This window comes from Caballeronia sp. LZ043 (assembly GCF_031451075.1).
GTDB lineage: Bacteria > Pseudomonadota > Gammaproteobacteria > Burkholderiales > Burkholderiaceae > Caballeronia.
In genome coordinates this window covers 1,250,663-1,273,821 of sequence record NZ_JARUXT010000004.1, presented here as the reverse complement: position 1 = coordinate 1,273,821, position 23,159 = coordinate 1,250,663, and the positions used below count along the sequence as shown (strand labels likewise).

Here is a 23,159-nt window from a genome sequence, read left to right as displayed (position 1 = left end):
TCATTGGCAGAGAAGCTCAGAACTGCATCGCTTCCCGATCGCGCGCTCGCCAGAGCCGTGCGCGCTGCGTGCTGTCCTCATACTGGACGGTGTTCTGCCGGCACGCTTCGACCATCGAATTCTTCCGCTCCACGATAGCCTGGCAAAGGAACTCGGCGCTGTACGCCTTCAGCAGATGCGGACAATGCGTCTCGATGTACAACGCGATCCTGCCGTAGTCGCTGTCCGCTGATGCAAGCGAGCGGTACGTCTGCGCGTCCCAGCGGAACATCAGGTCGAGTTCTTCGAAAGCCGTATTGAATGCGCAGACCTGCGCCTGAACTTCGCGGTCATCGCCGTGAATTGCCTGGATCATGATCGTCTCCTGTTGGCCGGGGGGCTCCATCGCAGGATAGGAAAATCAATCCATACACGACAGTTAAACTTTCTTCGAGTATGTATTGATAAAGCCTTATGTGTTCGGCTTGCCCGTTGTCGCGACGATCTGCGTGATCGACTCGATTTGCGCAGCGCCTTCCTGGATCAGGAAGTCCTTGAATGCAAGCGCGACCGGCGGCAGACGTTTGTTGTTGCGATGCACGACGAACCAGTTGAGCATCACCGGAAAGTCCTCGATATCGAGCACGGCCAGCTTGCCCATCTGCAGTTCCATGCTGATGGTATGAGCAGAAAGAAAGCTGAGCCCCATGCCGGCGATCACCGCCTGCTTGATGGTCTCCGTGCTGGTGATTTCCATCGCCACGTTGAGGTTCGTCAGGCGTCCGGCGAAGCCTTCCTCCATCGAATTCCAGGTATCGGAGCCGCGCTCGCGGACGATGAACGGCTCGTCGGCCAGCGCTTCCAGCGGAAGATCGCGGCGCCCGACGAGCGGATGATCCGGCGGCGCGACGATCACATACGGATGCGGCGCGAACGACACGTTCACGGTATCCATGTCGCGCGGCGGACGCACCATGACGGCCAGGTCGGTGAGATTGTCGGATAGCTGATGCAGCAGTTCCTCGCGATTGTGCACGGCGAGGTTGAGCCGCACGTCGGTATTGCGCAGCGTAAAGGCGGCGAGCAGCCGCGGAAAGAAGTAATCGCCGGCGCTGATGACCGCGACATTCAGCGTGCCTCCGGAAATACCCTTGAGGCGGGCCATGGCGTCGTCGGCTTCGCGGAATTGCTCCAGGATGGCGCGGCTGTGATGGAGCATTTCGTTGCCCGCCGGCGTCAGGAAAATCTTCTTGCCCAACTGCTCGAACAGCGGCAGTCCTGCGTGTTCTTCGAGTTGCTTCACCTGCGTGGAAACCGCTGGCTGCGTGAGGTACAGCTCTTCGGCGGCGCGGGAAAAACTCAGTCGCCGTGCGACGGTTTCGAAGATCTTCAATTGACGCAGGGTGGCGTTGCGGAGCACGGCAATCCCTCATCCATTAACGATACTGAATTTATACAATAATTTTTTCTAACTTTCCTTAATCGTTTTTCTCCCCCACGATGCTTTCACGTCCCATCAGTTGTAAGCCGGACAGTCCCACCAGGCGCGAACGGCCATGCTGGCCCCAGGCATCGACCGGATTTCGCGCGGCATATCAGAAGCACCCCGCCTCACCGCACCACGCATCAATCAGCACGATCAGCAGCATGCGAAGCCTGCAAAGGCTGGTTCGAATCATCCGGACTCAACTGGGAATCGCTTGACATGATTCTTCGATCGCCTGACGCGGATGTTTGCCCCATGTGCGAATCGATCGCCCGCTGCATCGCGCGCGCCGTGCGCCGCACGCACGCCAACCGGCGGCCTCCCGCCCATGCCGCCTGGACCGAGCCCTTCTCCTGACCGACCGCCCGCCGCCGACGCAGCGCGCCGGCTTCTCGCAGCACATCAAGCGCCGTACGAGCGCTGAGAAACACAACGGAGACAGACATGGCAAGCGCAGACACGGTTGTGTCCGGGCAATCGCACGGGCGTCATCACAACAGATGGTTCCAGCTGGTGATCGGCATCATCTGCATGGGGCTGGTCGCCAACCTGCAGTACGCATGGACGCTGTTCGTCGTGCCAATGGACGCCAAGCACCATTGGGGCCAGGCGGCGATCCAGACCGCCTTCACCATCTTCATCGTCACCGAAACCTGGCTCGTGCCCGTCGAGGGCTGGCTCGTCGACAAGTTCGGACCGCGGCCGGTGGTCATCGGCGGCTCGATTTGCGCGGCGCTCGGCTGGATCATCGACGCCCACGCGACCAGCCTCGTGCATCTCTACATCGCGGCGGTCGTGGCGGGCGTGGGCGCGGGGTGCGTGTACGGCACCTGCGTGGGCACGGCGCTCAAGTGGTTCCCGGACAAGCGCGGCCTCGCGGCGGGATTGACCGCGGCCGGCTTCGGCGCGGGCGCCGCGGTCACGGTGATACCGATCTCGAACATGATCCAGCGCTCGGGCTACGAGCATGCGTTCATGTTCTTCGGCATCCTGCAGGGCGTCTGCATCTTCGTGCTCGCGCTGATGCTGGTGCGGCCGAAGCCGCCGGCGGGCATCGTTCCGGCGAAGCGCATCGTCGCGACGAAGATCGACTACACGACAGGCCAGATGGTGCGCGCGCCGATCTTCTGGGTGCTGTACCTGATGTTCGTGTTCGTTGCGGCGGGCGGCGTGATCGCGACCGCGCAGTTCGGGCCGATCGCGAAGGAATACGGCTTCGCGAAAATGCCGGTCAACCTGTTCGGCATCACGTTGCCGCTGCTCGCGATGACCTTGTCGATCGACAATCTGTGCAACGGCTTCACGCGTCCGCTGTGCGGCTTCATCTCCGACAAGATCGGCCGTGAAAACACGATGTTCATCATCTTCCTGGGCGAGGGCATTGCGCTGCTCGGGCTGATGGAGTTCGGCCACAACCCGTATCTCTTCATGCTGTTCGCGGCGCTGACGTTCCTGTGCTGGGGCGAGATCTTCTCGATCTTCCCGGCAACCTGTGCCGATACCTTCGGCAGCAAGTACGCCGCCGCCAATGCCGGCACGCTATACACCGCGAAAGGCACGGCGTCGATGCTGGTGCCGCTGGCGTCGGTGCTCGCGTCGATCGGGTCGTGGAACGCGGTGTTCACTGCGGCAGCGGTGACGTCGATCGCGGCGGGGCTGTGCGCCAAGTTCGTGCTCGCGCCGATGAGAAAGCGCTGGATCGACAACACGGTCGCGCAGGCGTCGAGTGAATCGTCGGTGAATGCATCTTTCCAGGCCGGCTGGGACGGATCGCACAAGACGGTGCAGTAAGCGGGGCGGCGCGGGCATGAGCGATCCGGACCATTCGAGCGATCACGCCGCGCCTGCGCTCAGTGTCTCGCTGCATCAACTGAGGTTGTTCGTGACACTGGCGCGGCATCGCAGTTTCACGCGCGCGGGCGATGCATCCGGCGTCACGCAATCGGCGGTCAGCCGGGGCATTCGTGAGCTCGAAGAAGAAATCGCGCTGCGGCTCTTCGATCGCACCACGCGTCACGTCACGCTCACCGATACGGGTCGCAAGCTGCTCGCGCGGGTCGCGCCGCTCGTCGAGGAACTGGAAGCGACGCTGCGGCCGCACGGCAAATCCGGCGCCGAGCCGGGCGTGGTGAATCTCGCGTGCGGCGGCGGCCTGGCGGCAGGCGTGCTGCCCGCGCTGCTCGCTTCGTGCCGTGCGCGTCTGCCGGATGTCACCGTGGTCGTGCTGGATCGGCCGCAGAATGCCGTGCTGCAACTCGTGCGTTCGGGTGAAGCCGATATGGGCCTCGTCATCGCGCCCGACACATTGGACGAACTCTCCGCCGAACCGCTTTATCCCGACGCATTGGCGGCGGTGGTCCCGGTATCGCATCGATGGGCCGGGGCCGCCGCGCTCGACTGGCGCCAGTTGCGCGGCACGTCCTTGCTGCTGCTCGACGACGACACCGGCAGTCTCGCTGCCATCGAGGCCGCGCTGGCGCTGCATGGCGTGAGCGGCGCGGTACGGCAGCGCTTCACCCAGGCGGCGGCGATCGCGCACATGACCCAGGCCGGCTTGGGCGTCGGCGTCCTGCCGATGCACACGCGCACGGCCTGCAATCCCGCCGCGCTCCATCTCCTTCCCCTCAACCCCGCCACCGCGCGCGCGCTGATGCTGGTGCGCCGTCGCGGCCACGCGCTGCGCGCCAGCGCGGCGAGCGTGTGGTCACACGTCGTGGCATCGTCGTCGCATACTGTCGGCAGCAGCCAGATCGCCGAGGTCTGAGCGTCGCACTCACCGACTCACTTTTACTCGCAGCGTCATCGGCGCATGCGGGTTTTTGCCTGTACGCCCAGACGCCTTTCGCCTTGTCCTTGGTCTATACGGAATGTAGTATCTTGTATATCAGATGGATCTCAGGCTATAAAACAGGAGACGAACCATGAAGATCTGCGTGTACGGCGCCGGTGCAATTGGCGGCTATATGGGCGCGCAACTGGCGCGCGCAGGAGCCGATGTCAGTTTTGTCGCGCGCGGGCCGCACCTCGCGGCCATGCAGGCGCACGGCGTGAAACTGCGGATCGACGGCGAGGAGCACACCGTCAAAGTGCGCTGCACGAACAATCCCGCTGAGCTCGGCCCGCAGGACTTCGTCATCATCGCGCTCAAGGCGCACTCGATTCCCGGCGTCGTCGACCTGATTCCGCCGCTGCTCGGTCCGGACACCGCGATCGTCACCGCGGTCAACGGCCTGCCCTACTGGTATTTCTACAAGCACGGCAACGAACTCGAAGGCACGACGCTGCAGAGCGTCGATCCCGGCGGACGGCAATGGGACGTATTCGGGCCGGAACGTGCGATCGGCTGCGTGCTGCTGCCGGCGGCGGAAATCGCGGAGCCGGGCGTCATCGAGCATCACTACGGCAAGAAGTTTCCGATCGGCGAGCCGAGCGGGGAGATCACGCCGCGTCTGCAGGCGCTGCACGATCTGATGGCGAAGGCGGACATGGAAGCGCCGATGCGCGACAACATCCGTGACGAAATCTGGCTCAAGCTGTGGGGCAATCTCTGCTTCAATCCGATCAGCGCGCTCACCGGCGCGACGCTCGACGTCCTCACCAGCGATCCCGGCACGCGCGCGCTGTCGAAGGCGATGATGCTTGAGGCGAAGGCCATCGGCGACAGGATCGGCGTGAATTTCAGGGTGGACGTGGAACGGCGCATCAACGGCGCGGGCGCGGTGGGCGCGCACAAGACCTCGATGCTGACGGACTGCGAGGCCAGACGGCCGATGGAAATCGATCCGCTGATGACCGTCGTGCAGGAGATCGGCCGTCTGGTGCACGTCGAAACGCCGATGCTCGATGCCGTTCTCGCATTGATCAAGCTGCGCGAAGGCGTGAACCAGGGCACCGCGCAGCCCGTGTCGCCTCCGCAGTCGCAGAAAGCGGCCTAAACTGAATCCATGGCGTCAGCTTTGTTTCTGATATACAAGATGCAAAATATGTTGCGTCCTGTTGCGACGCAGCATATACTCAGGGCTCTTGAGTGATTCGACTGGAGCCTGAAATGAGCATCGCCCTGTTGGTTGTCGTTGGTTTCGCGCTGATTGCCGTGGGTATGGGTGTTACGTTTATGATTGCATCGGCGGTGCCGCAGAGCATGCTGCAGCGCGCGCAGGATCACGGTCGCTTTGCCGGTCTCGCGGCGGACGACCAGAACGGCGGTTCGGGCAAGCGTATCGACGCTGGCCGTCCGCACTTGGGAAATCAAGCCATCAATGCCATCTGATACTCAATCCGTAGAACGGCCGGAAGTCCGCACCTCGGGGCTCACGCTCTCGCTGGAGCCGATCAACGCCACCGTGTCGCTGCGCGACCAGGCGTATGCCAAGCTGCGGCAGGCCATCGCCGAGGCGGACATCTACCGCTCGCGGGAAGAGATCCGTCTCGACGAGAAAGAACTGACCGAAGCACTGGGCGTGTCCCGCACGCCCATTCGCGAGGCCATGACGCTGCTGGAGCAGGAAGGTTTTCTGCGCACCGTGCCGCGTCGCGGGGTGTATATCCTGCGCAAGACGAAGCGCGAGATCGTCGAGATGATCCACATGTGGGCGGCGCTGGAAAGCATGGCGGCGCGGCTCGCCACGCAGCGGGCGTCGGACGAGGAAATCGCCCAGTTGCGCCATATGTTCGACAACTTCCGCGATTCCACGCCGGCCGAACATATCGACGAATATTCGGAAGCGAATATCGCGTTTCACTCGGCCATCGTGCGGCTGTCGAAGTCGGAGATCATCTTCGACACCATCAAGAACATCTTCGTGCACGTGCGCGCCATTCGAAAAATGACGATTGCGCAGAGCGACCGCGCATCGCGTTCGATCGTCGATCACATGCGGATCATCGAGGCGCTGGAGAAGCGCGATACCGAACTCGTCGAGCGGCTCGTGAAGCAGCATTCGCTCGATCTGGCCGCGTTCGTCGAGGCGAATTGCGACTTTCTGGATTGATCGTCGGACTACGTGGTTCAGTTGTGACGGAAGGCCGCCTGACAAACGTCAGGCGGCCTTTGTTTTTGATCTGCGTCGCCGTCAAGGCTTCGGACAGCCGGAACTCTTCGATTGCGCTTCGAGATCGCCGCGCTTGTCGCGAATGGACTGGGTCACGATGCGTTGATCGTCGAGCTTGCTGACGTTCACCGCGACTTGTCTATCGGGCGATGCCGTCGCGGCGGCAATCGACGACGCCAGTTCCTTGCAACGGGTGCTCATGCCCGTGCGCGACGCCGGGGTGGCTTCGGGCGGACGAGTGACGTTGGCGTTGCTGTTGCTCTGGAAGCGCGAGGACGAAGCGCTGTCAGCAAAGGAAGGACTGAGCGAAACCGCCGGCGCCTCCTGGCTGAATGCCGAAAGGGCCAACGCGGCGGCGATTGCGACAGGGAAGAAGCGGGTCATGTCGAAGCGGGGATCGTCGGACGAAATCCGTACGTTACGACTTCGGCTCGCATCGACTGACACAATCTGTAACGGCGGGGTTGGGCCGACCCCGCCGCGCTTCCGGAATGCCTAACGCATCGCGCGCAGCATCGTTTCGCCGAGCGCCGCGGGCGAATCCGCCACGCGTATTCCCGCCGATTTCATCGCGTCCATCTTCGCGCCTGCTGTGCCCGAGCCGCCCGAAATGATCGCGCCCGCATGGCCCATGCGGCGTCCCGGCGGCGCGCTCGTCCCGGCGATGAAGCCGACCACCGGCTTCTTCGTGCGCGCGTCCTTGAGGAACTGCGCGGCTTCTTCTTCCGCCGATCCGCCGATTTCACCGATCATGATGATGCCCTCGGTGGCGTCGTCTTCGAGAAAGAGCGTCAGGCAGTCGATGAAATTCGTCCCGTTCACCGGATCGCCGCCGATGCCGATGCACGTCGTCTGTCCGAGCCCGGCCGCGGTGGTCTGCGCGACGGCTTCATAAGTGAGCGTGCCCGACCGCGACACCACGCCGATCTTCCCCGGCTGATGGATATGGCCCGGCATGATGCCGATCTTGCATTGCCCCGGCGTGATGACGCCCGGACAGTTCGGACCGACGAGCCGGCTGTCCGAGCCGCTCAGCGCGCGCTTGACGCGCAGCATGTCGAGCACGGGAATGCCTTCCGTGATGCAGACGATGAACGGCACGTGCGCATCGATGGCTTCGAGGATGGCATCGGCGGCGAAGGGCGGCGGCACGTAGATCACGGAGGCATCGGCGCCGGTGCGGGCGACGGCTTCGGCAACCGTGTCGAATACGGGCAGATCCAGATGCGTCGTGCCGCCCTTGCCCGGGGTCACGCCGCCGACCATGCGCGTGCCGTAGGCCAGCGCCTGCTCGGAATGGAAGGTGCCCTGCGCGCCGGTAAAGCCCTGGCAAATCACTTTGGTGTTCCTGTCGATCAGAACGCTCATGTCGGTGTGCTCCTCAGTGACGTGCGCCAGCGACGGCGCTGACGATCTTGTCGGCGGCATCGGCTAGGTTGTCGGCGGGAATGATGGTGAGTCCGGACGTGCGCAGAATCTCGCGGCCGGCATCGACGTTCGTGCCGGCCAGGCGCACGACGAGCGGCACGCGCAGGTCGATGTCGCGCGCGGCCGCGACCACGCCTTGGGCGATCACGTCGCAGCGCATGATGCCGCCAAAGATGTTGACGAGGATGCCGCGCACCTTGGGATCGCGCAGGATCAGCTTGAACGCCGTCGCGACGCGCTCCTGCGTCGCGCCGCCGCCGACATCGAGGAAATTGGCCGGCTCGCCGCCATAGAGCTTGATGATGTCCATCGTGGCCATTGCCAGTCCGGCGCCGTTCACCATGCAGCCGATATTGCCGTCGAGCTTCACGTAGTTCAGCCCGTGCTTCGCCGCCTCGATTTCGGCGGGATCTTCCTCGTCTTCGTCGCGCAGCTTTTCGATGTCCGGATGACGATAGAGCGCGTTGTCGTCGAAGTTGAGCTTGGCATCGAGCGCGATCACGTCGCCCGAACCGGTGACGACCAGCGGATTCACCTCGACGATCGACGCATCCAGATCGACGAACGCGCGGTACAGCGCCGCGATGAATTTCGATGCCGCGCTCACCTGCTTTCCGGCGAGCCCCAGCCCGAAAGCGATCTGTCGCGTGTGGAACGGTTGCAGGCCGGTGGCCGGATCGATCGCGACCTTGAGGATCTTTTCGGGCGTACGCTGCGCGACTTCCTCGATCTCCATGCCGCCTTCGGTGGACGCCATGATGGTGATGCGCGACGTCGCGCGATCCACGAGCATGCCGAGATAGAGTTCGCGCGCAATGTCGCAGCCTTCCTCGACATACAGGCGCTTCACCTGGCGGCCGGCGGGGCCGGTCTGCTTGGTCACGAGCACCGACGACAGCATCTTCCGCGCGTTCTCGCGCGCGTCTTCCACCGACTTCACAACGCGCACGCCGCCCTTGCCCTCGGGATCGTTCGAGAAGCGGCCCGCACCGCGCCCGCCCGCGTGAATCTGCGATTTGACGACCCAGACCGGCCCGCCCAGGGCGCTGGCGGCATCGGCGGCTTCCTGCGCGGTGAAGGCGACGCGACCCTCCGGCACCGCGACGCCGTACTGGCGCAGCAGTGCCTTCGCCTGATATTCGTGAATGTTCATTTCGTCTCCGGAATCCTCTGATGGGAATGGCGCGGACATAAAGCACTGAGCCTCTCGATGCGCGCTGAAATACGATATATCACATATCAAGACGTGACAATTGAAATTGCTGGCTCGTTTTGAATTCATGGAAAGGGGCACAGATTTGCCGCGCTGCGGCACGTGTGAGACGCAGAGTCATGCGGGACGGCCTCATCGACCATTGACGCATCGCATCACAGGGTTTTCGCCGAGCGGGATACAGTTGACTAATACTGTGTGTGGAATATTGTATATCACAGCAACGGCGACCCGATCGAGGTCGACGGAACCGCACACCACCCCCATCGAGGAGGAGACAACAATGTCCGAAGTCGTCAGCAGCCGCCCCGAAATCGCTCCCGCCACCACCACCGCCGATGACACCCTGAAGGCGAAGACGCGCGGCGCCGGCGTGATTTCGGGCGGCCATCTGGTCGCCCGCGCGCTGAAGAACGAAGGTGTCGATACGATTTTCACGCTGTGCGGCGGCCACATCATCGACATTTACGATGGTTGCGTCGACGAAGGCATCCGCATCATCGACGTGCGTCACGAGCAGGTGGCGGCGCACGCGGCCGACGGGTATGCGCGCCAGACCGGCAAGCTCGGCTGCGTCGTGACGACGGCCGGTCCCGGCTGCACGAACGCCGTCACCGGCGTGGCCACGGCGTTCCGCTCCGAAAGCCCGATCATCCACATCGGCGGGCAGGGCGCGCTGACGCAGCACAAGATGGGTTCGCTGCAGGACTTGCCGCACGTCGACATGATGGCGCCCATCACCAAGTTCGCCGCGACCGTGCCGAGCACCGAACGCGTCGCCGACATGATCTCGATGGCCGCGCGCGAAGCCTTCAACGGCGCGCCCGGCCCGGCGTATCTCGAGATTCCGCGCGACGTGCTCGACCGCGAAATCGACCAGACCAAAGCCGTGATTCCGCAACCCGGCGGCTATCGGGCGTCGACGAAATCCGTGGGCGATCCGGCATCGATCGAGCAACTCGCCGACTTGCTGGTGAACTCGGAGCGGCCTGCCATCCTCTACGGCCAGCAAGTGTGGACCGCGCGCGGTCATGAGGAAGCCATCGCGTTGCTGCGCGGGCTCGACGTTCCCGGCTACTTCAACGGTGCGAGCCGCGGCCTGCTGCCGCCGGGCGACCCGCATCACTTCGACCGCACGCGCTCGCAGGCTTTCGCGAAGGCGGATCTGATCGTGATCGTCGGCACGCCGTTCGATTTCCGCATGGGTTACGGCAAGCGCATCAGCAAGGATCTCAAGCTGGTGCAGATCGACATGGACTACCGCACGGTCGGCAAGAATCGCGACATCGATCTCGGTCTGGTCGGCGATCCGGGCGCAATTCTCGGCGCCGCGCTGCAAGCAGCGAGCGGACGCCTGAAGAACGACAAGCGCCAGGCGCGCCAGGCCTGGATGCGCGAACTCTCGACGCTGGAAGAAGCCGCGACGGCCAAGCTGATGCCGCTGTTCACCTCGGACGCAAGCCCGATCCATCCGTACCGCGTCGCGCATGAAATCAACCAGTTCCTCTCCGACGACACCATCTACATCGGCGACGGCGGCGATGTCGTGACGATTTCCGCGCAGGCCGTGCGGCCGCGCCGTCCGGGCCAGTGGATGGATCCGGGCGCGCTGGGATCGCTGGGCGTCGGCACGGGCTTCGCGATCGCGGCGGGCTTGGCCAATCCGGAGAAAGAAGTACTCTGTTATTACGGCGACGGCGCGTTCTCCATGACGTCCTTCGACATGGAAACCGCGAACCGTTTCGGCGTGCCGTACATCGCGGTGATCGGCAACAACTCCGCGATGAACCAGATCCGCTACGGCCAGCTCGCGAAGTACGGCGACGAGCGCGGCAACGTGGGCAATTTGCTCTCGGACGTGCCGTATGGCCGCTTCGCGGAGATGCTCGGCGGCTACGGCGAGGAAGTCCGGGAAGCGTCGAAGATTGCCGGCGCGCTGCAACGGGCGCGCGAAGCGGTCGCGAAGACGGGCAAGAGCGCGGTCATCAACATCTGGGTCGATCCGACCGTGTACGCGCCCGGCACGATGGCGCAGACGATGTACAAATAAACGTCGAACCTACAAACATCGATTGAGTTTCGGAGACAAGCCATGACGGTGAAAGTGAACACATCGGGCAAGGCGCTGGACGGCGTGAAGATTCTCGACTTCACGCACGTCCAGTCGGGACCGACCTGCACGCAGCTGCTCGCGTGGTTCGGCGCGGACGTCATCAAGGTGGAGCGCGCGGGCGCCGGCGACATCACGCGCGAGCAATTGCGCGACATCCCCGACGCCGACAGCCTCTACTTCACGATGCTGAACCACAACAAGCGTTCGATCACCATCGACACGAAGAATCCCGAAGGCAAGAAGGTGCTGGAGACGCTCGTCAAGCAATGCGACGTGCTGGTCGAGAACTTCGCGCCGGGCGCGCTCGACCGCATGGGCTTCACGTGGGAGCGTATCCAGGAACTGAATCCGCGCATGATCGTGGCGTCGGTGAAAGGCTTCGGACCGGGACCGTATGAAGACTGCAAGGTCTACGAGAACGTCGCGCAATGCGCGGGCGGCGCGGCCTCGACCACCGGTTTCGACGACGGCCCGCCCACCGTCACCGGCGCGCAGATCGGCGATTCGGGCACGGGGCTGCATCTGGCGCTCGGCATCGTCACGGCGCTGTATCAGCGCAACACGAGCGGGCGCGGCCAGCGCGTGCTCGCCGCGATGCAGGACGGCGTGCTGAACCTCTGCCGCGTGAAGCTGCGCGATCAGCAACGGCTCGAACGCACGGGCGTCATGAAGGAATATCCGCAGTATCCGAACGGCAGCTTCGGCGAGGCGGTGCCGCGCGCGGGCAATGCATCGGGCGGCGGCCAGCCGGGCTGGATTTTGAAGTGCAAGGGCTGGGAGACGGATCCGAACGCGTACATCTACTTCATCACGCAGGCGCCGGTGTGGGGGGAGATCTGCAAGGTGATCGGCCGCGAGGAATGGATCGATCATCCGGACTACAAGACACCCAATGCACGCTTGCCGCACCTGAAGGATATCTTCGACGAGATCGAGCGCTGGACCATGTCGAAGACCAAGTTCCAGGCCATGGAAATTCTCAACAAGCACGACATTCCCTGCGGCCCGATCCTCTCGATGAAGGAAATCGCCGAAGAGCCGTCGTTGCGCAAGACCGGCACCGTGGTGGAAGTGGATCATCCGGTGCGCGGCAAGTACCTCACGGTCGGCAACCCGATCAAGCTCTCGGACAGCCCGACCGAAGTCGTGCGCTCGCCGCTGCTCGGCGAACATACCGACGAAGTCATGGCCGAACTCGGCTACACGCCTGACCAGATCGCCACGCTGAAGAGCCTCGGCGCGATCTGAACTCCTTTCAACTGCAATGACGCCCGCCTTCGAAAGAAGGTGGCGCAGGCCCCTGCACGCCCAGAAAAAACGGAGACACTCGACATGAACAGCACGGTGGTCCACGAACCCAGCGCAGCAGCTCATTCTTCTTCGCAGAAGCCCTACGTCGCGCCGCTCCATGCGCCCGATGCGAAACGCCGCGTCGCCGAAGTGTTCGAGCGCGTGAAGGCCGAAGGCCGCACCTCGCTCACGGCGCCCGAAGGGAAGCTCGTCTGCGATGCATACGGTATCGCCGTGCCGCAGGAAGGCGTGGCAAAGTCCGCGGACGATGCGGCGAAGCTCGCATCGTTCATCGGCTTTCCGGTGGTGTTCAAGATCGTATCGCCGGAGATTCTCCACAAGACCGAGGCGGGCGGCGTGCTGGTCGGCGTGAAGAACGAGGCCGAAGCAAAAGCCGGCTTCGACACGATCATTTCGAACGCACGCAAGTACGCGAACGACGCGACGCTCATCGGCGTGCAGGTCCAGCAGATGGTCGGCGCGGGGCAGGAAGTGATCATCGGTGCGGTGACGGATCCGTCCTTCGGCAAGCTGATCGCGTTTGGCCTCGGCGGCGTGCTGGTCGAAGTGCTGAAGGACGTCACGTTCCGCCTCGCGCCGGTCACGCATGAAGAAGCCGCATCGATGCTCGACGGCATCCAGGCCGCCGATGTCCTGCGCGGCGTGCGCGGCGCGGAGCCGGTGCAGCGCGAGGCGCTCGTCACCTTGATCCAGCGCGTCTCGCAACTCGTCGACGACTTCCCGCAGATCTCGGAAATGGACCTGAATCCGGTGTTCGCGAGCCCGAGCGGTGCGGTCGCGGCGGACGTGCGCATCGTGATGGACTTCGAGCCCGCCGCGCCGCGTTACCGTCCCACGCAGGAACAGATCGTCACGCAGATGAACCGCATCATGAAGCCGGATGCGGTCGCGGTGATCGGCGCGTCGAACGAGGACGGCAAGATCGGCAACTCGGTGATGAAGAACCTGATCAACGGCGGCTATCAGGGCGCCATCTACCCGATCCATCCGAAAGCCGACGAGATCATGGGCCGCAAGGCGTACCGCAGCGTGAAGGACGTGCCCGGCGTGATCGATGTCGCCGTGTTCGCGATTCCCGCGAAGTTCGTCGCGCAGGCGCTGGTGGAAGTGGGCGAGAAGCAGATTCCGGGCGCCGTGCTGATTCCGTCGGGCTTCGCGGAGACCGGCAATCACGAAGGGCAGGAAGAGATCGTCAAAATCGCGCGCCAGTACGACATCCGCATGATGGGCCCGAACATCTACGGCTTCTACTACACGCCCAAGAACCTCTGCGCGACCTTCTGCACGCCCTATGACGTGAAGGGCAAGGCGGCGCTGTCGTCGCAGTCGGGCGGCATCGGCATGGCGATCATCGGCTTCTCGCGCTCGGCGAAGATGGGCGTGAGTGCGATCGTCGGGCTCGGCAACAAGAGCGACATCGACGAAGACGATCTGCTCACCTTCTTCGAGCAGGACGACAACACCGAGATCATCGCGCAGCATTGCGAGGATCTGAAAGACGGACGGTCCTTCGCCGAAGCCGCGCGGCGCGTGTCGAAGAAGAAGCCGGTGGTGGTGCTGAAGGCTGGCCGCACGAGCCTCGGCGCGCGCGCGGCGAGTTCGCACACTGGCGCGCTCGCGGGCAACGACAAGATCTACGAAGACGTGTTCGCGCAATGCGGCGTGATCCGCGCGCGTTCGCTGCGCGACCTGCTCGAATTCGCGCGCGGCATTCCGAAGCTGCCGACGCCCAAGGGCGAGAACACGGTCATCATCACCGGCGCGGGCGGCTCGGGTGTGCTGTTGTCGGATGCGTGCGTCGACAACGGTCTCTCGCTGATGACCATGCCCGACGATCTCGACGCCGCCTTCCGCAAGTTCATTCCGCCGTTCGGCGCGGCGGGCAATCCGGTCGACATCACCGGCGGCGAGCCTCCGGCGACCTACCAGAACACGATCCGCCTCGGCCTGGAAGACGAGCGCATCCATTCGATCATCCTCGGCTACTGGCACACCATCATCACGCCGCCGATGGTCTTCGCGAAGCTGGTCATCGAGGTGAAGGAGGAGATGAAGGCGCGCGGCATCGAGAAGCCGATCGTCGCGTCGCTTGCGGGCGACGTGCAGGTCGAGGAAGCCGCCGAGTACCTGTACCAGCACGGCGTGCCGGCCTATGCGTATTCCACCGAGCTGCCCGTCGCGGTGCTCGGCGCGAAGTACAAGTGGGCGCGCGGCGCGGGTCTGATCTGAAGAGCATGGAGGAGGGGACGAGAGAGCGCGGGCCACGCATGCCCGCGCTCCTTTTTTTCCAAAGGGAGACAGAGATGACACACTGGATTCGTTTCCGCGACGCCGACGATCGCATCGGCTTCGGCATGCTCGACCCGCATTCGGGCCGCGTGGTGCAGCATGACGGTGCGATGTTCGACGCGCCGCGCCCCACCGACATCACCTGGGCCGTCGATGATCTCGCGCTGCTCGCGCCGTGCCAGCCGAGCAAGGTGATCGCGCTGTGGAACAACTATTACGCGCTGTCGCGCAAGCTCGACAAGGCGCCGCCGCAGCATCCGCTGTTTCTCATCAAGCCGCCGATGTCGGTCATCGGGCCGCACGAGTCGATCCGTCGGCCGCGCAGCTATCACGGCAAGATCGCGTATGAAGGCGAGCTGGGCATCGTGATCGGCAGGACGGTGAGCGGGGCATCGGTGGAGGAGGCCGAGGCGGCGATCTTCGGCTATACCTGCGTGAACGACGTGACGGCCATCGAATTGCTTCAGGAAGATCCCAACTTCGCGCAATGGTGCCGCTCGAAAGGCTTCGACACGTTCACCTGTCTCGGTCCCGCGATCGTCACGCCGGGCAACGGCTTCGACTGGCGCACCGCGAACGTGGTGACGACGCTCGAAGGCGTCGAACGGCAGAACTATCCGCTCGACGACATGATCTTTTCGCCCGCCGAGCAGGTGAGCCTGTTGTCGCAGGACATGACCCTCGTGCCGGGCGATGTCATCGCGTGCGGCACGTCGATCGGCGTCGGCTCGATCAAGGACGGTGCGCGCGTGGAGGTGTCGATTGCGGGCATCGGCACGTTGTCGAACGTGCTGGCGGCCTGAGGGAGCGCGGCATGTCGGATCTTCCGGGCGCAGGGTTGCTCGTGCTGGCGGTCATCGGCTGGCGGCGGCCGCAGGTCTCGCTGCAAAGCGTGCTGGTCACGCTCGCTTTCGTCGCCGCGCAATGGCCCGGTGATGCGCTTGTAATTGGCGCCGTCGGCTCGGCACTCGCGGCGTGCTTTCGTGTGCAGGACTGGACGCGCTGGCGCGGGTCGCTGCATCTCGCGATGGCCGGCGTCTGCGCGGCGCTCGCTTATGCGCTCGGCGCGCAGCCGGGCGGGCTCGCGGTGCTGATGGCCGTCGCGATGCTCATGCTGATCGGCGCGCATCTGGCGCTCGCGTTCGGCGTACCCGTGGCGAGCCTGTTGAGCGCGCTGGCGGCGGCGGGACTCGCCACGGCATTGACCATCGACGGTACGCACGGCGTGCTCGCGAGCGCCTGCGCCGTGCTCGGCATCGGTTGCGCGCGGGCTGTGTCGTTTGCAGGCTTCGCGCGCGAGGCGCCGTAAAAAACGAAGCCGGTGCAACGAGGCACCGGCTTGCGGGTCCATCTCTTCGGCGCGGGGCGAGCGCGCCGAACGCATCAGCGATCGCGATTCCACAACGCGCCGAGCACGAAGCCCACGGCGGCGGCAATCAGCACGCCCTGAATGGGCTGGCTGGCGACGGCCACGCGCACGTGGTCCACCGTCTGCCCGTAGCTTTCCTGAAGATTGCCGAAGGCCTGACGCACCTTGCCTTCGGCCTGCAACTGTTCATCGCCCGTCAGCGCGCCGACCGCGTCCTGCACCTTGCCGGCGACCTTTTGCGCCGCGCCTTCTACCTGATCCTGCACCATGGTGCCTCCATTTCGGTTGAGCGGTTCCAAGAAAACCCTCGTGCATTCCGCAACGAGGGAACGCATGTCAGCAGCACGGTTCGTGCCCAGCGTCGTCACGCCGGACCGATGAGCCCCCGGACCGTGTCGAGCAGGTCGTCGATGGAAAACGGCTTGCGGCGGAACTGCGCGTGCGGATGTTCGATCTGGGGCGCGTGGGCCGCCGCGCTCATGAGGATGACGGGCACGTGGGCCAGGCCGTCGCTGGCGGCGAGCGCGTTGATGAACTCGACGCCGTCCATGTGCGGCATCATCCAGTCGGTGATGATGAGTGCGGGCGCGCTGGAGCGCGCGGCATCGAGCGCCGTGCGTCCGTTCGACGCGGTCGACACCTCGTAGCCCTCCATTTCGAGCACGAGCCGCCACGTGGTGAGGATGTCGAATTCGTCGTCGACGACGAGGATCTTTTTCATGACCGCGCGCCGGGATCGGACACGGAGAGCGCGGGCCCGGCCGAAGGATGACCGGACAGGAGACCTGTCGGGCCGATGAAGCCGTCGCTGATGTGCAGGCCGCGTGCGTCGATGGTGAGCCTGCGAATGGCGGAATCGTGCGCGCCTTCGCGCTGCTTGATGATCGACACCATGCGGTACAGCGACGAATTCGCCTCGATGTAACGCAGCAGCACGATGTTCTCGGTCATCGCGGAGGCGCGCAGCGTGGACGGCTGCCTTGCCTCGCCGTAGAGCGGCATTTCCTCGGTCAGGACCGTGGTGACACCGGCTTCGCGCAGGCGGTGCGACAACGCGTTCAGGAACAGCCCGAAGCGCTCCACGCGGTTGGCCGACTGATGAAAACCGTCGATGCCGTCCACCACGAGGCGCGATGCCTTGGCGTTCTTCACGGCGCTCAGCAACTCGTTGGCGAGTTCGTCGATGGCCAGTTCCACGGCCGGATGCCAGTGGATCGTGAGCCGGCCGTCCTGCAAGGCGGGCTCGAGATCGACACCGACCGCGCGCGCCTTGGCGATCAGCCGCGACGGCGATTCATAGAAGCCGAAGTAGACGCAGCGCTCGCCACGCTCGATGCCCGATTGCAGGAACTTGAGCGACATCAGCGTCTTGCCGACCCCCGAAGGACCGACGAGCGTCGTGGTCGACCCGCGCACCACGCCGCCGCCGAGCATCTGGTCGAAGTCGGGGAAGGCAAAGCTGAGCCGGCTCGTGAAGTCCGGGATGTCGCCGTCTTCGGCGGCGGTCGCCTCGATGCGCGGGAACGTCACGAGGCCCTGGTCCGTGATCTTGAAGAAGTGCTTGCCGAGCAGATGATCGCGGGCGCGCAGCTTGTGCACCTCGATCTCGCGCGCGCGCCGCATGCCGGTGTTGTAGCGGTTCAGTTCGATGAGACCGTCCACCAGCGTGTGTTCGGGATGCGGCTCGTTGCCGGAGAGCGGCGCGAGAATCAGCGTGGTGCAGCGCGCGGCGCTGACGAAGGCGGACAACTCGTGTATGAACTGCGACAGTTCGAGCTCCGTCGAGCTGAACTCGCGGGCGCTGCGGAAACCGTCGATCACCATGAAGCGCGGCCGGCTGGTCTTGATCGTTGCGGCGATCAGCGACAGGAAGCCGGACAGGCCGTCGCGCATCAGCTCGTGATAGCCGGAAACGAACAGCATGCGGTCGGAGATCGCGTTGGCGTCGTAGAACGACAGCGGCTTCAGATGCGACAGCAGCTTGGTGTGCGACTCGGCGATCAGCGTGATGTACAGCACCATGTCGCCCTGCGCGACCCGGTGAAAGCCGATCTGCGACGACAGGATCGTCTTGCCTGCGCCGGCCATCCCTTCGATCAGGTACAGGCCGCCTTCGACGAGCCCGCCACCAAGGATATCGTCCAGCCCCGTAACGCCGGTCGTGACGTTGCCGTTGCGGTCGGATTCGGGTGCGGGTGCGGAGGAGTCGGCGGGCTGGTGGTCGTCTTGAGTCATGGAGTGTCGTTTTTACTTGGGCATCGGCGTTGGGCGAACGCGATTATGGCTGACTCTTGTCGCGGAAATGTCCGCTGGCCAGGACACGCGCGTCGCTCGCATCTGCGCGACGATCCTGCTGTGGCGCGGACTTGCGGGCGTCGCGGGCAATTCGCCCACCGTGCTGACGCAGCCAGCGCGCGAGAATGTCCCGGACAGGGATGGTCGTGTGCCGCATTTTCCGCGCCCGATGTCCGAAGTGCATGGCTCGATGCAAGGCATGGGTTTCGGACCTGGCTGCGATTGGTTCAGAACAGCGCGAGCTGCTCGCGTCCCGGTCCGCCTTCGAGCGTGAGCAGATGGCGCTTGCGTTCGACGCCGCCGGCATAGCCGGTCAATTCCCCGTCGCCGCCGATCACGCGATGGCACGGCACGATGATCGCGACGGGATTGCGGCCGTTCGCCCCGCCGACCGCGCGCGCGGCGCCGGGCGGCAGGCCGAGCCGGCGGGCGAGATCGCCGTAGGTCCAGGCGTCGCCGAAGGGAATTTGCTGGAGCAGTTCCCAGACGCGCCGCTGGAATTCGGTGCCGCCGAGCCGTATCGGCACGTCGAAGCTGGCCCGCTGGCCTGCGAAATAGTCGGCGATCTGTTCCTGGGCTGCCGCGATGGCGCGCGAGACCGGCGGGGAGTCGGACAGCGTTTGCTCTTGCACATGGGCGGGAAAGTGCTTTTGCCCGATGAAGAACAGGCCCGTCAGTGCGTCGTGCTCCGCGCGGTAGAGGATGTGCCCGAGCGGACTCGGGCCGACATGACATTCGATCACTTCGGTTCTCCGCGCCGCATGCTTCCGGCGCCTGGGGCTCAGATGAACGGATTGTCGGTCTTGCCGGCGGGCTTGTCCGGCTCGTCTTGAAGTTTCGCGGGCAAGGATGCGTCGCCTTGCAGCGTCGCGACGATGGCGCCCAGCGCCTTGTAGAGCGCGAGCGCGTTGGCGAGACCGGCCTTGTCGCGCGTGATGGTCAGGTCACCGCTGACGGTGACGCGGGTGGTGTCGTTGACGATGTTGATGGCATCGCCGGCGATGTTCAGGGCGTCGGTATCGTTCGCAAATGGCTTAAACACCTTTCAGTCCTCCGATTCGCTTGTCTTTCAGGCCGTCCGGGATGCCGGGAAACGCGAGGCCGCTCATGGCTTCGAGCTCGCGGACGGTTTTCATCGTGTAGGTCTCGGTGGAGGCATTGTCCACCAGGACCGCGTAGGCGATCTGCCGCTGCGGCAGATAGACCACCTTGTAGAGTTGCGTCGGCACGATGACGCGTGATTCGCCGATCGTCTGCAACTGGCGTCCCGAGAACAGCGGCCCGGTGACCACGAAGGCTTCGCCGGATTGCTCGGTCAGGCGGCGCACGGCTTCCTCGATGCGCGCCCAGATGCGCCGGTTGTTCGACGGGTCCTGCGGCACGATGTTGGCGAGCGAGAAGGACTCGGCCATGCCTTTCTTGCTGGCGCGGTCGCCGGCCGGGCTCATGTGGCCGCGATCGAAGCCGCTTTTCTTGTAGTCGGAGAGTTGCGCGCTGGCGCCGGGCGGCAGACGTTTCTCGACGAAGAAGCGGTTGGTGCGCGTGTTGTTCTTCGCCTGGTCGATGCCTTGCGCCGTCAGATGTTCTGCCGACCACAGCGGTCCGTGCGTGACCCCGGAGTGGAGCAGCGCAAAATCGGTGTAGCAGACTTCCTGGGTCGCCGCGCGCATCTTCGCGTTGACGACGACGGGCTCGCGCCCGCCGGGACTGAACTGCGGACAGTCGCTCGCGGCGGCGCTGATGCACACGAGGCCGAGCGCGGCGGCGAGTGCCTTGAAGCGGAATTGCATGCGGGTAGTGTGCCGGGTTGATGCACCGCGGACGGGTGCGGAAAGCGGGCCGCAAAGTATAAGCGCAGGACGCGCTGCGCGGGGTGCATCCGGCGTGCGCCGGAGTGGCGCGCTAGAATGCGTCGGCCTCGAAATTCGAAATCAACCCGTCAGGTCATCAGGTCATCCCGCGAACATGAATTCGTCCGTCTTCCGCTCTGTGTTGGTGTCGTTCATGGCGTGTGCCGCGCTGTCGTGCGTCGTTCCTGTTCACGCCCATGCCGATGAAACGCCGGTCCCGCCGTCCGGCAGTAGCGACGGCCCGGCCTACGGTCCGGAACTGCAAGGCTTCGATTATCCGTATCCGGTGGCGCGCTTCGCGTTCACGTCGCAGCGGCAGGTGGTGCGCATGGCTTATATGGACGTGCATCCGCCGCATCCGAACGGCCGCACCGCGGTGCTCCTGCATGGGAAGAACTTCTGCTCGGCGACCTGGAAGCAGACCATCGACGTGCTGACGGGTGCGGGTTATCGCGTGATCGCGCCGGATCAGATCGGCTTCTGCAAGTCCACCAAGCCCGAGCGTTACCAGTACAGCTTCCAGCAGCTCGCACGCAATACGCATGCGTTGCTGACCGCGCTCGGCGTGCCGCGTGCGACGCTCATCGCGCATTCGACCGGCGGCATGCTCGCGGTGCGCTATGCGCTCATGTATCCGCAGGAGACGGAGCAGCTCGTGCTGGTCAATCCGATCGGGCTCGAGGACTGGAAGGCGAAGGGCGTGCCGTCGGTGTCCATCGACGAGTGGTATGCGCGTGAGCTCAAGACGAGCGCCGATGGCATTCGCCGCTATGAGCAGAACACGTATTACGCGGGGCAATGGCGCGATGCCTACGAGCCGTGGGTGCAGATGCTCGCGGGGATGTATCGCGGGCCGGGGAAGGAGATTGTCGCGTGGAATTCGGCGCTGCTGTACGACATGATTTATACGCAGCCGGTGGTGTATGAGTTCGACAAGCTGAAGACGCCGACGCTGCTGATGATCGGCGACAAGGACACGACGGCGATTGGCAAGGAGTTCGCGCCTGCGGAGGTGCGGCCGACGCTGGGGCGGTATCCGGAACTGGCGAAGCTCGCGAAGGAGCGGATTCCGAATGCCACACTTGTCGAGTTCCCGGATGCCGGGCACGCGCCGCAGATGCAGGATCCGGAGGGGTTTCATCGGGCGTTGCTGGAGGGGTTGGCTGGGAAACTGTCTCATCGCTAAGCGTGAACAGGGTTCGCGTGTTGCGTGGAGTAGGCTCCCTCAGTCATATTGGCTCTGACTGCCGCAGATACAATGCGGCCTGAGTCCTGACGTACCCGTCCGCTTCAACGTTGGCTGACGAAGCCTTTGCGGACCGACTGCGGGCCGTCCCGTGCCGGTGATGGATCAACCGTGCCCGGATCCATGCGAGACCGTTCATGCTGAAACGACTGAAAATTCAAAATTTCACAGTACTGCCTCAGGCCGATCTGGAGTTCGGGAAGCATCTCAATGTGTTTGTCGGCGAGAACGGTGCGGGCAAAACGCATCTCCTGAAGCTGGCGTATTCAGTGCTCGCGGCCAGCTGGCAGGAGGGCATCAAGGGGCAAGCGGCATCGGCGCCCACCAAGACCATCCTGCAGACGCGTCTGGCCGACAAACTGGTCAACGTGTTTCGTCCAGAGTCGCTCGGCCGGCTGACGCGCCGGAAGCAAGGTAGGGAACGTTGCGATGTCCAAATGAGTTTTGCCGATACCGGGCTGGACATCGACTTTGGTTTCGCGACGAACAGCAAATCGGAAGTCAGCGTCACCCAACTGCCGAAGCACTGGCTGGGCACTGCTCCCATCTATCTGCCGACGCGGGAATTGCTGACGATTTATCCGAATTTCGTTTCGGTCTATCAAAACCACTATCTGGAATTCGAGGAAACATGGTTTGATACCTGCGTCTTGCTGGGCGCGTTGTTGCAGCGAGGTCCGAAGGAAACGCAAATACAACGCCTGCTTGATCCGCTCGAAAAAGCAATGGACGGCTCCATCGAACTCGACAAGAACGGGCGCTTCTATCTGCGCACGCCCAATGGGCGCATGGAAATGCCGCTGGTCGCCGAGGGCCTGCGCAAGTTGGGCATGCTGGCACGTCTGATTGCTACAGGCGCTTTGCTCGATCAGGGTTATCTGTACTGGGATGAGCCGGAAGCCAACCTGAATCCGCGCTTGATCAAACAGGTGGCGCGCACGATCGTGGCACTGAGCGCAAACGGCATCCAGGTCTTCATTGCGACTCACAGCCTGTTCCTGCTGCGCGAACTCGAAATCCTTCTGGCAGACAAGCAACAGCCTGCTTTGGACGCTCGCTACTTCGGTTTGCAATCGCGGGCGGAAGGCGTCGAGGTCGTGCAAGGGACATCGCTCGATGACATCGGCGACATCACGGCGCTGGAAGAGAGTTTGCAGCAATCAGATCGATATCTGGCGTTGTAGGGATCATGCATGCCGACTTTGAACGTCGATGGTTTGACATTTACTTTTCCGCAAACGTGGCAGGTCAGCAAGTATGACGAGTGGTCGTTCTACCGTTCGAGTTTCGCCAGGCAAGGAGAGGGCATCAAGGCCATCGATGTGTTGGCGATAACCGAAACGAATGTGGCGTTCTTCATCGGCATCCGGATACGGAGAAGCCCTCTCACCTGCCTGAAGCAATCGCAAGCAAGGTACTGCACACTTTGGCTGCCATGCTTCCGGCAAAGCTTCGTGCCAATGTCGATTCGGAACGGCAACTGGCGTCAGCTATCCTGGCGTGTGACTCGCTCAGCGTGATTGCCCATC

General features: G+C 63.9%; 25 protein-coding genes. 14 read left to right on the top strand and 11 right to left on the bottom strand.

The genetic code is table 11. The features are described from left to right. Positions 1 to 16 precede the first annotated feature (16 nt). The gene (locus QCE64_RS33430; RefSeq protein WP_309927128.1) at positions 17 to 355 is read right to left on the bottom strand and encodes a hypothetical protein; all 339 of its coding nucleotides are present in this window, start codon (positions 353 to 355) and stop codon (positions 17 to 19) included. Between the two features lie 96 nt (positions 356 to 451). After that, entirely contained in the window at positions 452 to 1,399 is a 948-nt protein-coding gene (locus tag QCE64_RS33425) for a LysR family transcriptional regulator (RefSeq protein ID WP_309927126.1), read from the bottom strand. A gap of 510 nt (positions 1,400 to 1,909) precedes the next feature. Here QCE64_RS33425 and oxlT point away from each other — a divergent pair. The 5 genes from oxlT (at position 1,910) to QCE64_RS33400 (ending at position 6,456) form a co-directional block, all read left to right on the top strand. Further along, positions 1,910 to 3,256 carry an oxalate/formate MFS antiporter gene (gene oxlT / locus QCE64_RS33420; RefSeq protein WP_309819338.1) on the top strand — a complete coding sequence of 449 codons (1,347 nt, stop codon included), beginning with the start codon at positions 1,910 to 1,912 and terminating at the stop codon, positions 3,254 to 3,256. A 16-nt stretch (positions 3,257 to 3,272) separates the two neighbouring features. After that, positions 3,273 to 4,229: a LysR family transcriptional regulator gene (locus QCE64_RS33415; protein WP_310008429.1), complete on the top strand. Its 957-nt coding sequence runs from the start codon at positions 3,273 to 3,275 to the stop codon at positions 4,227 to 4,229. A 157-nt stretch (positions 4,230 to 4,386) separates the two neighbouring features. Continuing rightward, the gene (locus tag QCE64_RS33410) at positions 4,387 to 5,400 is read left to right on the top strand and encodes a 2-dehydropantoate 2-reductase (protein WP_310008427.1); all 1,014 of its coding nucleotides are present in this window, start codon (positions 4,387 to 4,389) and stop codon (positions 5,398 to 5,400) included. Between the two features lie 113 nt (positions 5,401 to 5,513). Further along, positions 5,514 to 5,735 carry a hypothetical protein gene (locus tag QCE64_RS33405; protein WP_309927119.1) on the top strand — a complete coding sequence of 74 codons (222 nt, stop codon included), beginning with the start codon at positions 5,514 to 5,516 and terminating at the stop codon, positions 5,733 to 5,735. After that, positions 5,725 to 6,456 (top strand): GntR family transcriptional regulator, encoded by a 732-nt coding sequence (locus QCE64_RS33400; RefSeq protein ID WP_309838637.1) that lies wholly within the window; start codon positions 5,725 to 5,727, stop codon positions 6,454 to 6,456. The genes QCE64_RS33405 and QCE64_RS33400 overlap by 11 nt, the downstream gene beginning before the upstream one ends. 81 nt (positions 6,457 to 6,537) lie before the next feature. On the opposite strand, the gene QCE64_RS33395 is transcribed toward QCE64_RS33400, so the two are convergent. Further along, positions 6,538 to 6,717, bottom strand: a complete 180-nt coding sequence (locus tag QCE64_RS33395; RefSeq protein ID WP_310008425.1) for a hypothetical protein — start codon at positions 6,715 to 6,717, stop codon at positions 6,538 to 6,540. Between QCE64_RS33395 and QCE64_RS33390 the strand changes: the two genes are divergently transcribed. Next, positions 6,716 to 7,015: a hypothetical protein gene (locus tag QCE64_RS33390; RefSeq protein WP_310008423.1), complete on the top strand. Its 300-nt coding sequence runs from the start codon at positions 6,716 to 6,718 to the stop codon at positions 7,013 to 7,015. The genes QCE64_RS33395 and QCE64_RS33390 overlap by 2 nt on opposite strands. On the opposite strand, the gene sucD is transcribed toward QCE64_RS33390, so the two are convergent. Both sucD and sucC read right to left on the bottom strand, forming a co-directional pair. Next, on the bottom strand, positions 7,012 to 7,884 hold the full coding sequence (sucD, locus tag QCE64_RS33385; protein WP_309927113.1) for a succinate--CoA ligase subunit alpha: 873 nt from the start codon (positions 7,882 to 7,884) through the stop codon (positions 7,012 to 7,014). The two genes, QCE64_RS33390 and sucD, sit on opposite strands and share 4 nt — an antisense overlap. Positions 7,885 to 7,897: 13 nt before the next feature. Then, positions 7,898 to 9,097: an ADP-forming succinate--CoA ligase subunit beta gene (gene sucC, locus QCE64_RS33380; protein ID WP_310008421.1), complete on the bottom strand. Its 1,200-nt coding sequence runs from the start codon at positions 9,095 to 9,097 to the stop codon at positions 7,898 to 7,900. Positions 9,098 to 9,440: 343 nt separating this feature from the next. Between sucC and QCE64_RS33375 the strand changes: the two genes are divergently transcribed. The 5 genes from QCE64_RS33375 to QCE64_RS33355 all read left to right on the top strand — a co-directional run bounded on the left by QCE64_RS33375 (position 9,441) and on the right by QCE64_RS33355 (position 16,179). Next, the gene (locus tag QCE64_RS33375; RefSeq protein WP_310008419.1) at positions 9,441 to 11,207 is read left to right on the top strand and encodes a thiamine pyrophosphate-binding protein; all 1,767 of its coding nucleotides are present in this window, start codon (positions 9,441 to 9,443) and stop codon (positions 11,205 to 11,207) included. A gap of 42 nt (positions 11,208 to 11,249) precedes the next feature. Beyond that, the gene (gene frc / locus QCE64_RS33370; RefSeq protein ID WP_309819352.1) at positions 11,250 to 12,518 is read left to right on the top strand and encodes a formyl-CoA transferase; all 1,269 of its coding nucleotides are present in this window, start codon (positions 11,250 to 11,252) and stop codon (positions 12,516 to 12,518) included. An 84-nt stretch (positions 12,519 to 12,602) separates the two neighbouring features. After that, the gene (locus QCE64_RS33365; protein WP_310008417.1) at positions 12,603 to 14,810 is read left to right on the top strand and encodes an acetate--CoA ligase family protein; all 2,208 of its coding nucleotides are present in this window, start codon (positions 12,603 to 12,605) and stop codon (positions 14,808 to 14,810) included. A gap of 74 nt (positions 14,811 to 14,884) precedes the next feature. Further along, positions 14,885 to 15,673 carry a fumarylacetoacetate hydrolase family protein gene (locus QCE64_RS33360; protein ID WP_309935223.1) on the top strand — a complete coding sequence of 263 codons (789 nt, stop codon included), beginning with the start codon at positions 14,885 to 14,887 and terminating at the stop codon, positions 15,671 to 15,673. Positions 15,674 to 15,684: 11 nt separating this feature from the next. Further along, positions 15,685 to 16,179, top strand: a complete 495-nt coding sequence (locus tag QCE64_RS33355; RefSeq protein ID WP_309935222.1) for a hypothetical protein — start codon at positions 15,685 to 15,687, stop codon at positions 16,177 to 16,179. A 74-nt stretch (positions 16,180 to 16,253) separates the two neighbouring features. On the opposite strand, the gene QCE64_RS33350 is transcribed toward QCE64_RS33355, so the two are convergent. The 6 genes from QCE64_RS33350 to QCE64_RS33325 all read right to left on the bottom strand — a co-directional run bounded on the left by QCE64_RS33350 (position 16,254) and on the right by QCE64_RS33325 (position 20,324). Continuing rightward, entirely contained in the window at positions 16,254 to 16,508 is a 255-nt protein-coding gene (locus QCE64_RS33350) for a CsbD family protein (protein WP_309819359.1), read from the bottom strand. A gap of 95 nt (positions 16,509 to 16,603) precedes the next feature. Further along, on the bottom strand, positions 16,604 to 16,960 hold the full coding sequence (locus tag QCE64_RS33345) for a response regulator (protein ID WP_309927100.1): 357 nt from the start codon (positions 16,958 to 16,960) through the stop codon (positions 16,604 to 16,606). Continuing rightward, complete coding sequence (locus tag QCE64_RS33340; RefSeq protein WP_309927098.1) at positions 16,957 to 18,474, bottom strand: ATPase domain-containing protein; 1,518 nt, start codon at positions 18,472 to 18,474, stop codon at positions 16,957 to 16,959. The genes QCE64_RS33345 and QCE64_RS33340 overlap by 4 nt, the downstream gene beginning before the upstream one ends. 287 nt (positions 18,475 to 18,761) lie before the next feature. Beyond that, entirely contained in the window at positions 18,762 to 19,277 is a 516-nt protein-coding gene (locus QCE64_RS33335; protein WP_309935221.1) for a methylated-DNA--[protein]-cysteine S-methyltransferase, read from the bottom strand. A gap of 38 nt (positions 19,278 to 19,315) precedes the next feature. Then, the gene (locus QCE64_RS33330; protein ID WP_310008415.1) at positions 19,316 to 19,576 is read right to left on the bottom strand and encodes a hypothetical protein; all 261 of its coding nucleotides are present in this window, start codon (positions 19,574 to 19,576) and stop codon (positions 19,316 to 19,318) included. Further along, positions 19,569 to 20,324, bottom strand: coding sequence for a DNA/RNA non-specific endonuclease (locus tag QCE64_RS33325; RefSeq protein WP_310008413.1), 756 nt, complete (start codon positions 20,322 to 20,324; stop codon positions 19,569 to 19,571). Before QCE64_RS33325 ends, QCE64_RS33330 begins: the two co-directional genes overlap by 8 nt. A gap of 175 nt (positions 20,325 to 20,499) precedes the next feature. Here QCE64_RS33325 and QCE64_RS33320 point away from each other — a divergent pair, with 175 nt between their 5' ends. The 3 genes from QCE64_RS33320 (at position 20,500) to QCE64_RS33310 (ending at position 23,150) form a co-directional block, all read left to right on the top strand. Next, positions 20,500 to 21,570, top strand: coding sequence for an alpha/beta hydrolase (locus QCE64_RS33320; protein WP_309935218.1), 1,071 nt, complete (start codon positions 20,500 to 20,502; stop codon positions 21,568 to 21,570). 197 nt (positions 21,571 to 21,767) lie between these two features. Then, complete coding sequence (locus QCE64_RS33315) at positions 21,768 to 22,814, top strand: ATP-binding protein (protein ID WP_309935216.1); 1,047 nt, start codon at positions 21,768 to 21,770, stop codon at positions 22,812 to 22,814. A gap of 9 nt (positions 22,815 to 22,823) precedes the next feature. Further along, a complete protein-coding gene (locus QCE64_RS33310) occupies positions 22,824 to 23,150 on the top strand; it encodes a hypothetical protein (protein WP_310008411.1) in 327 nt (108 codons plus the stop codon). The last annotated feature ends 9 nt before the right edge of the window (positions 23,151 to 23,159 follow it).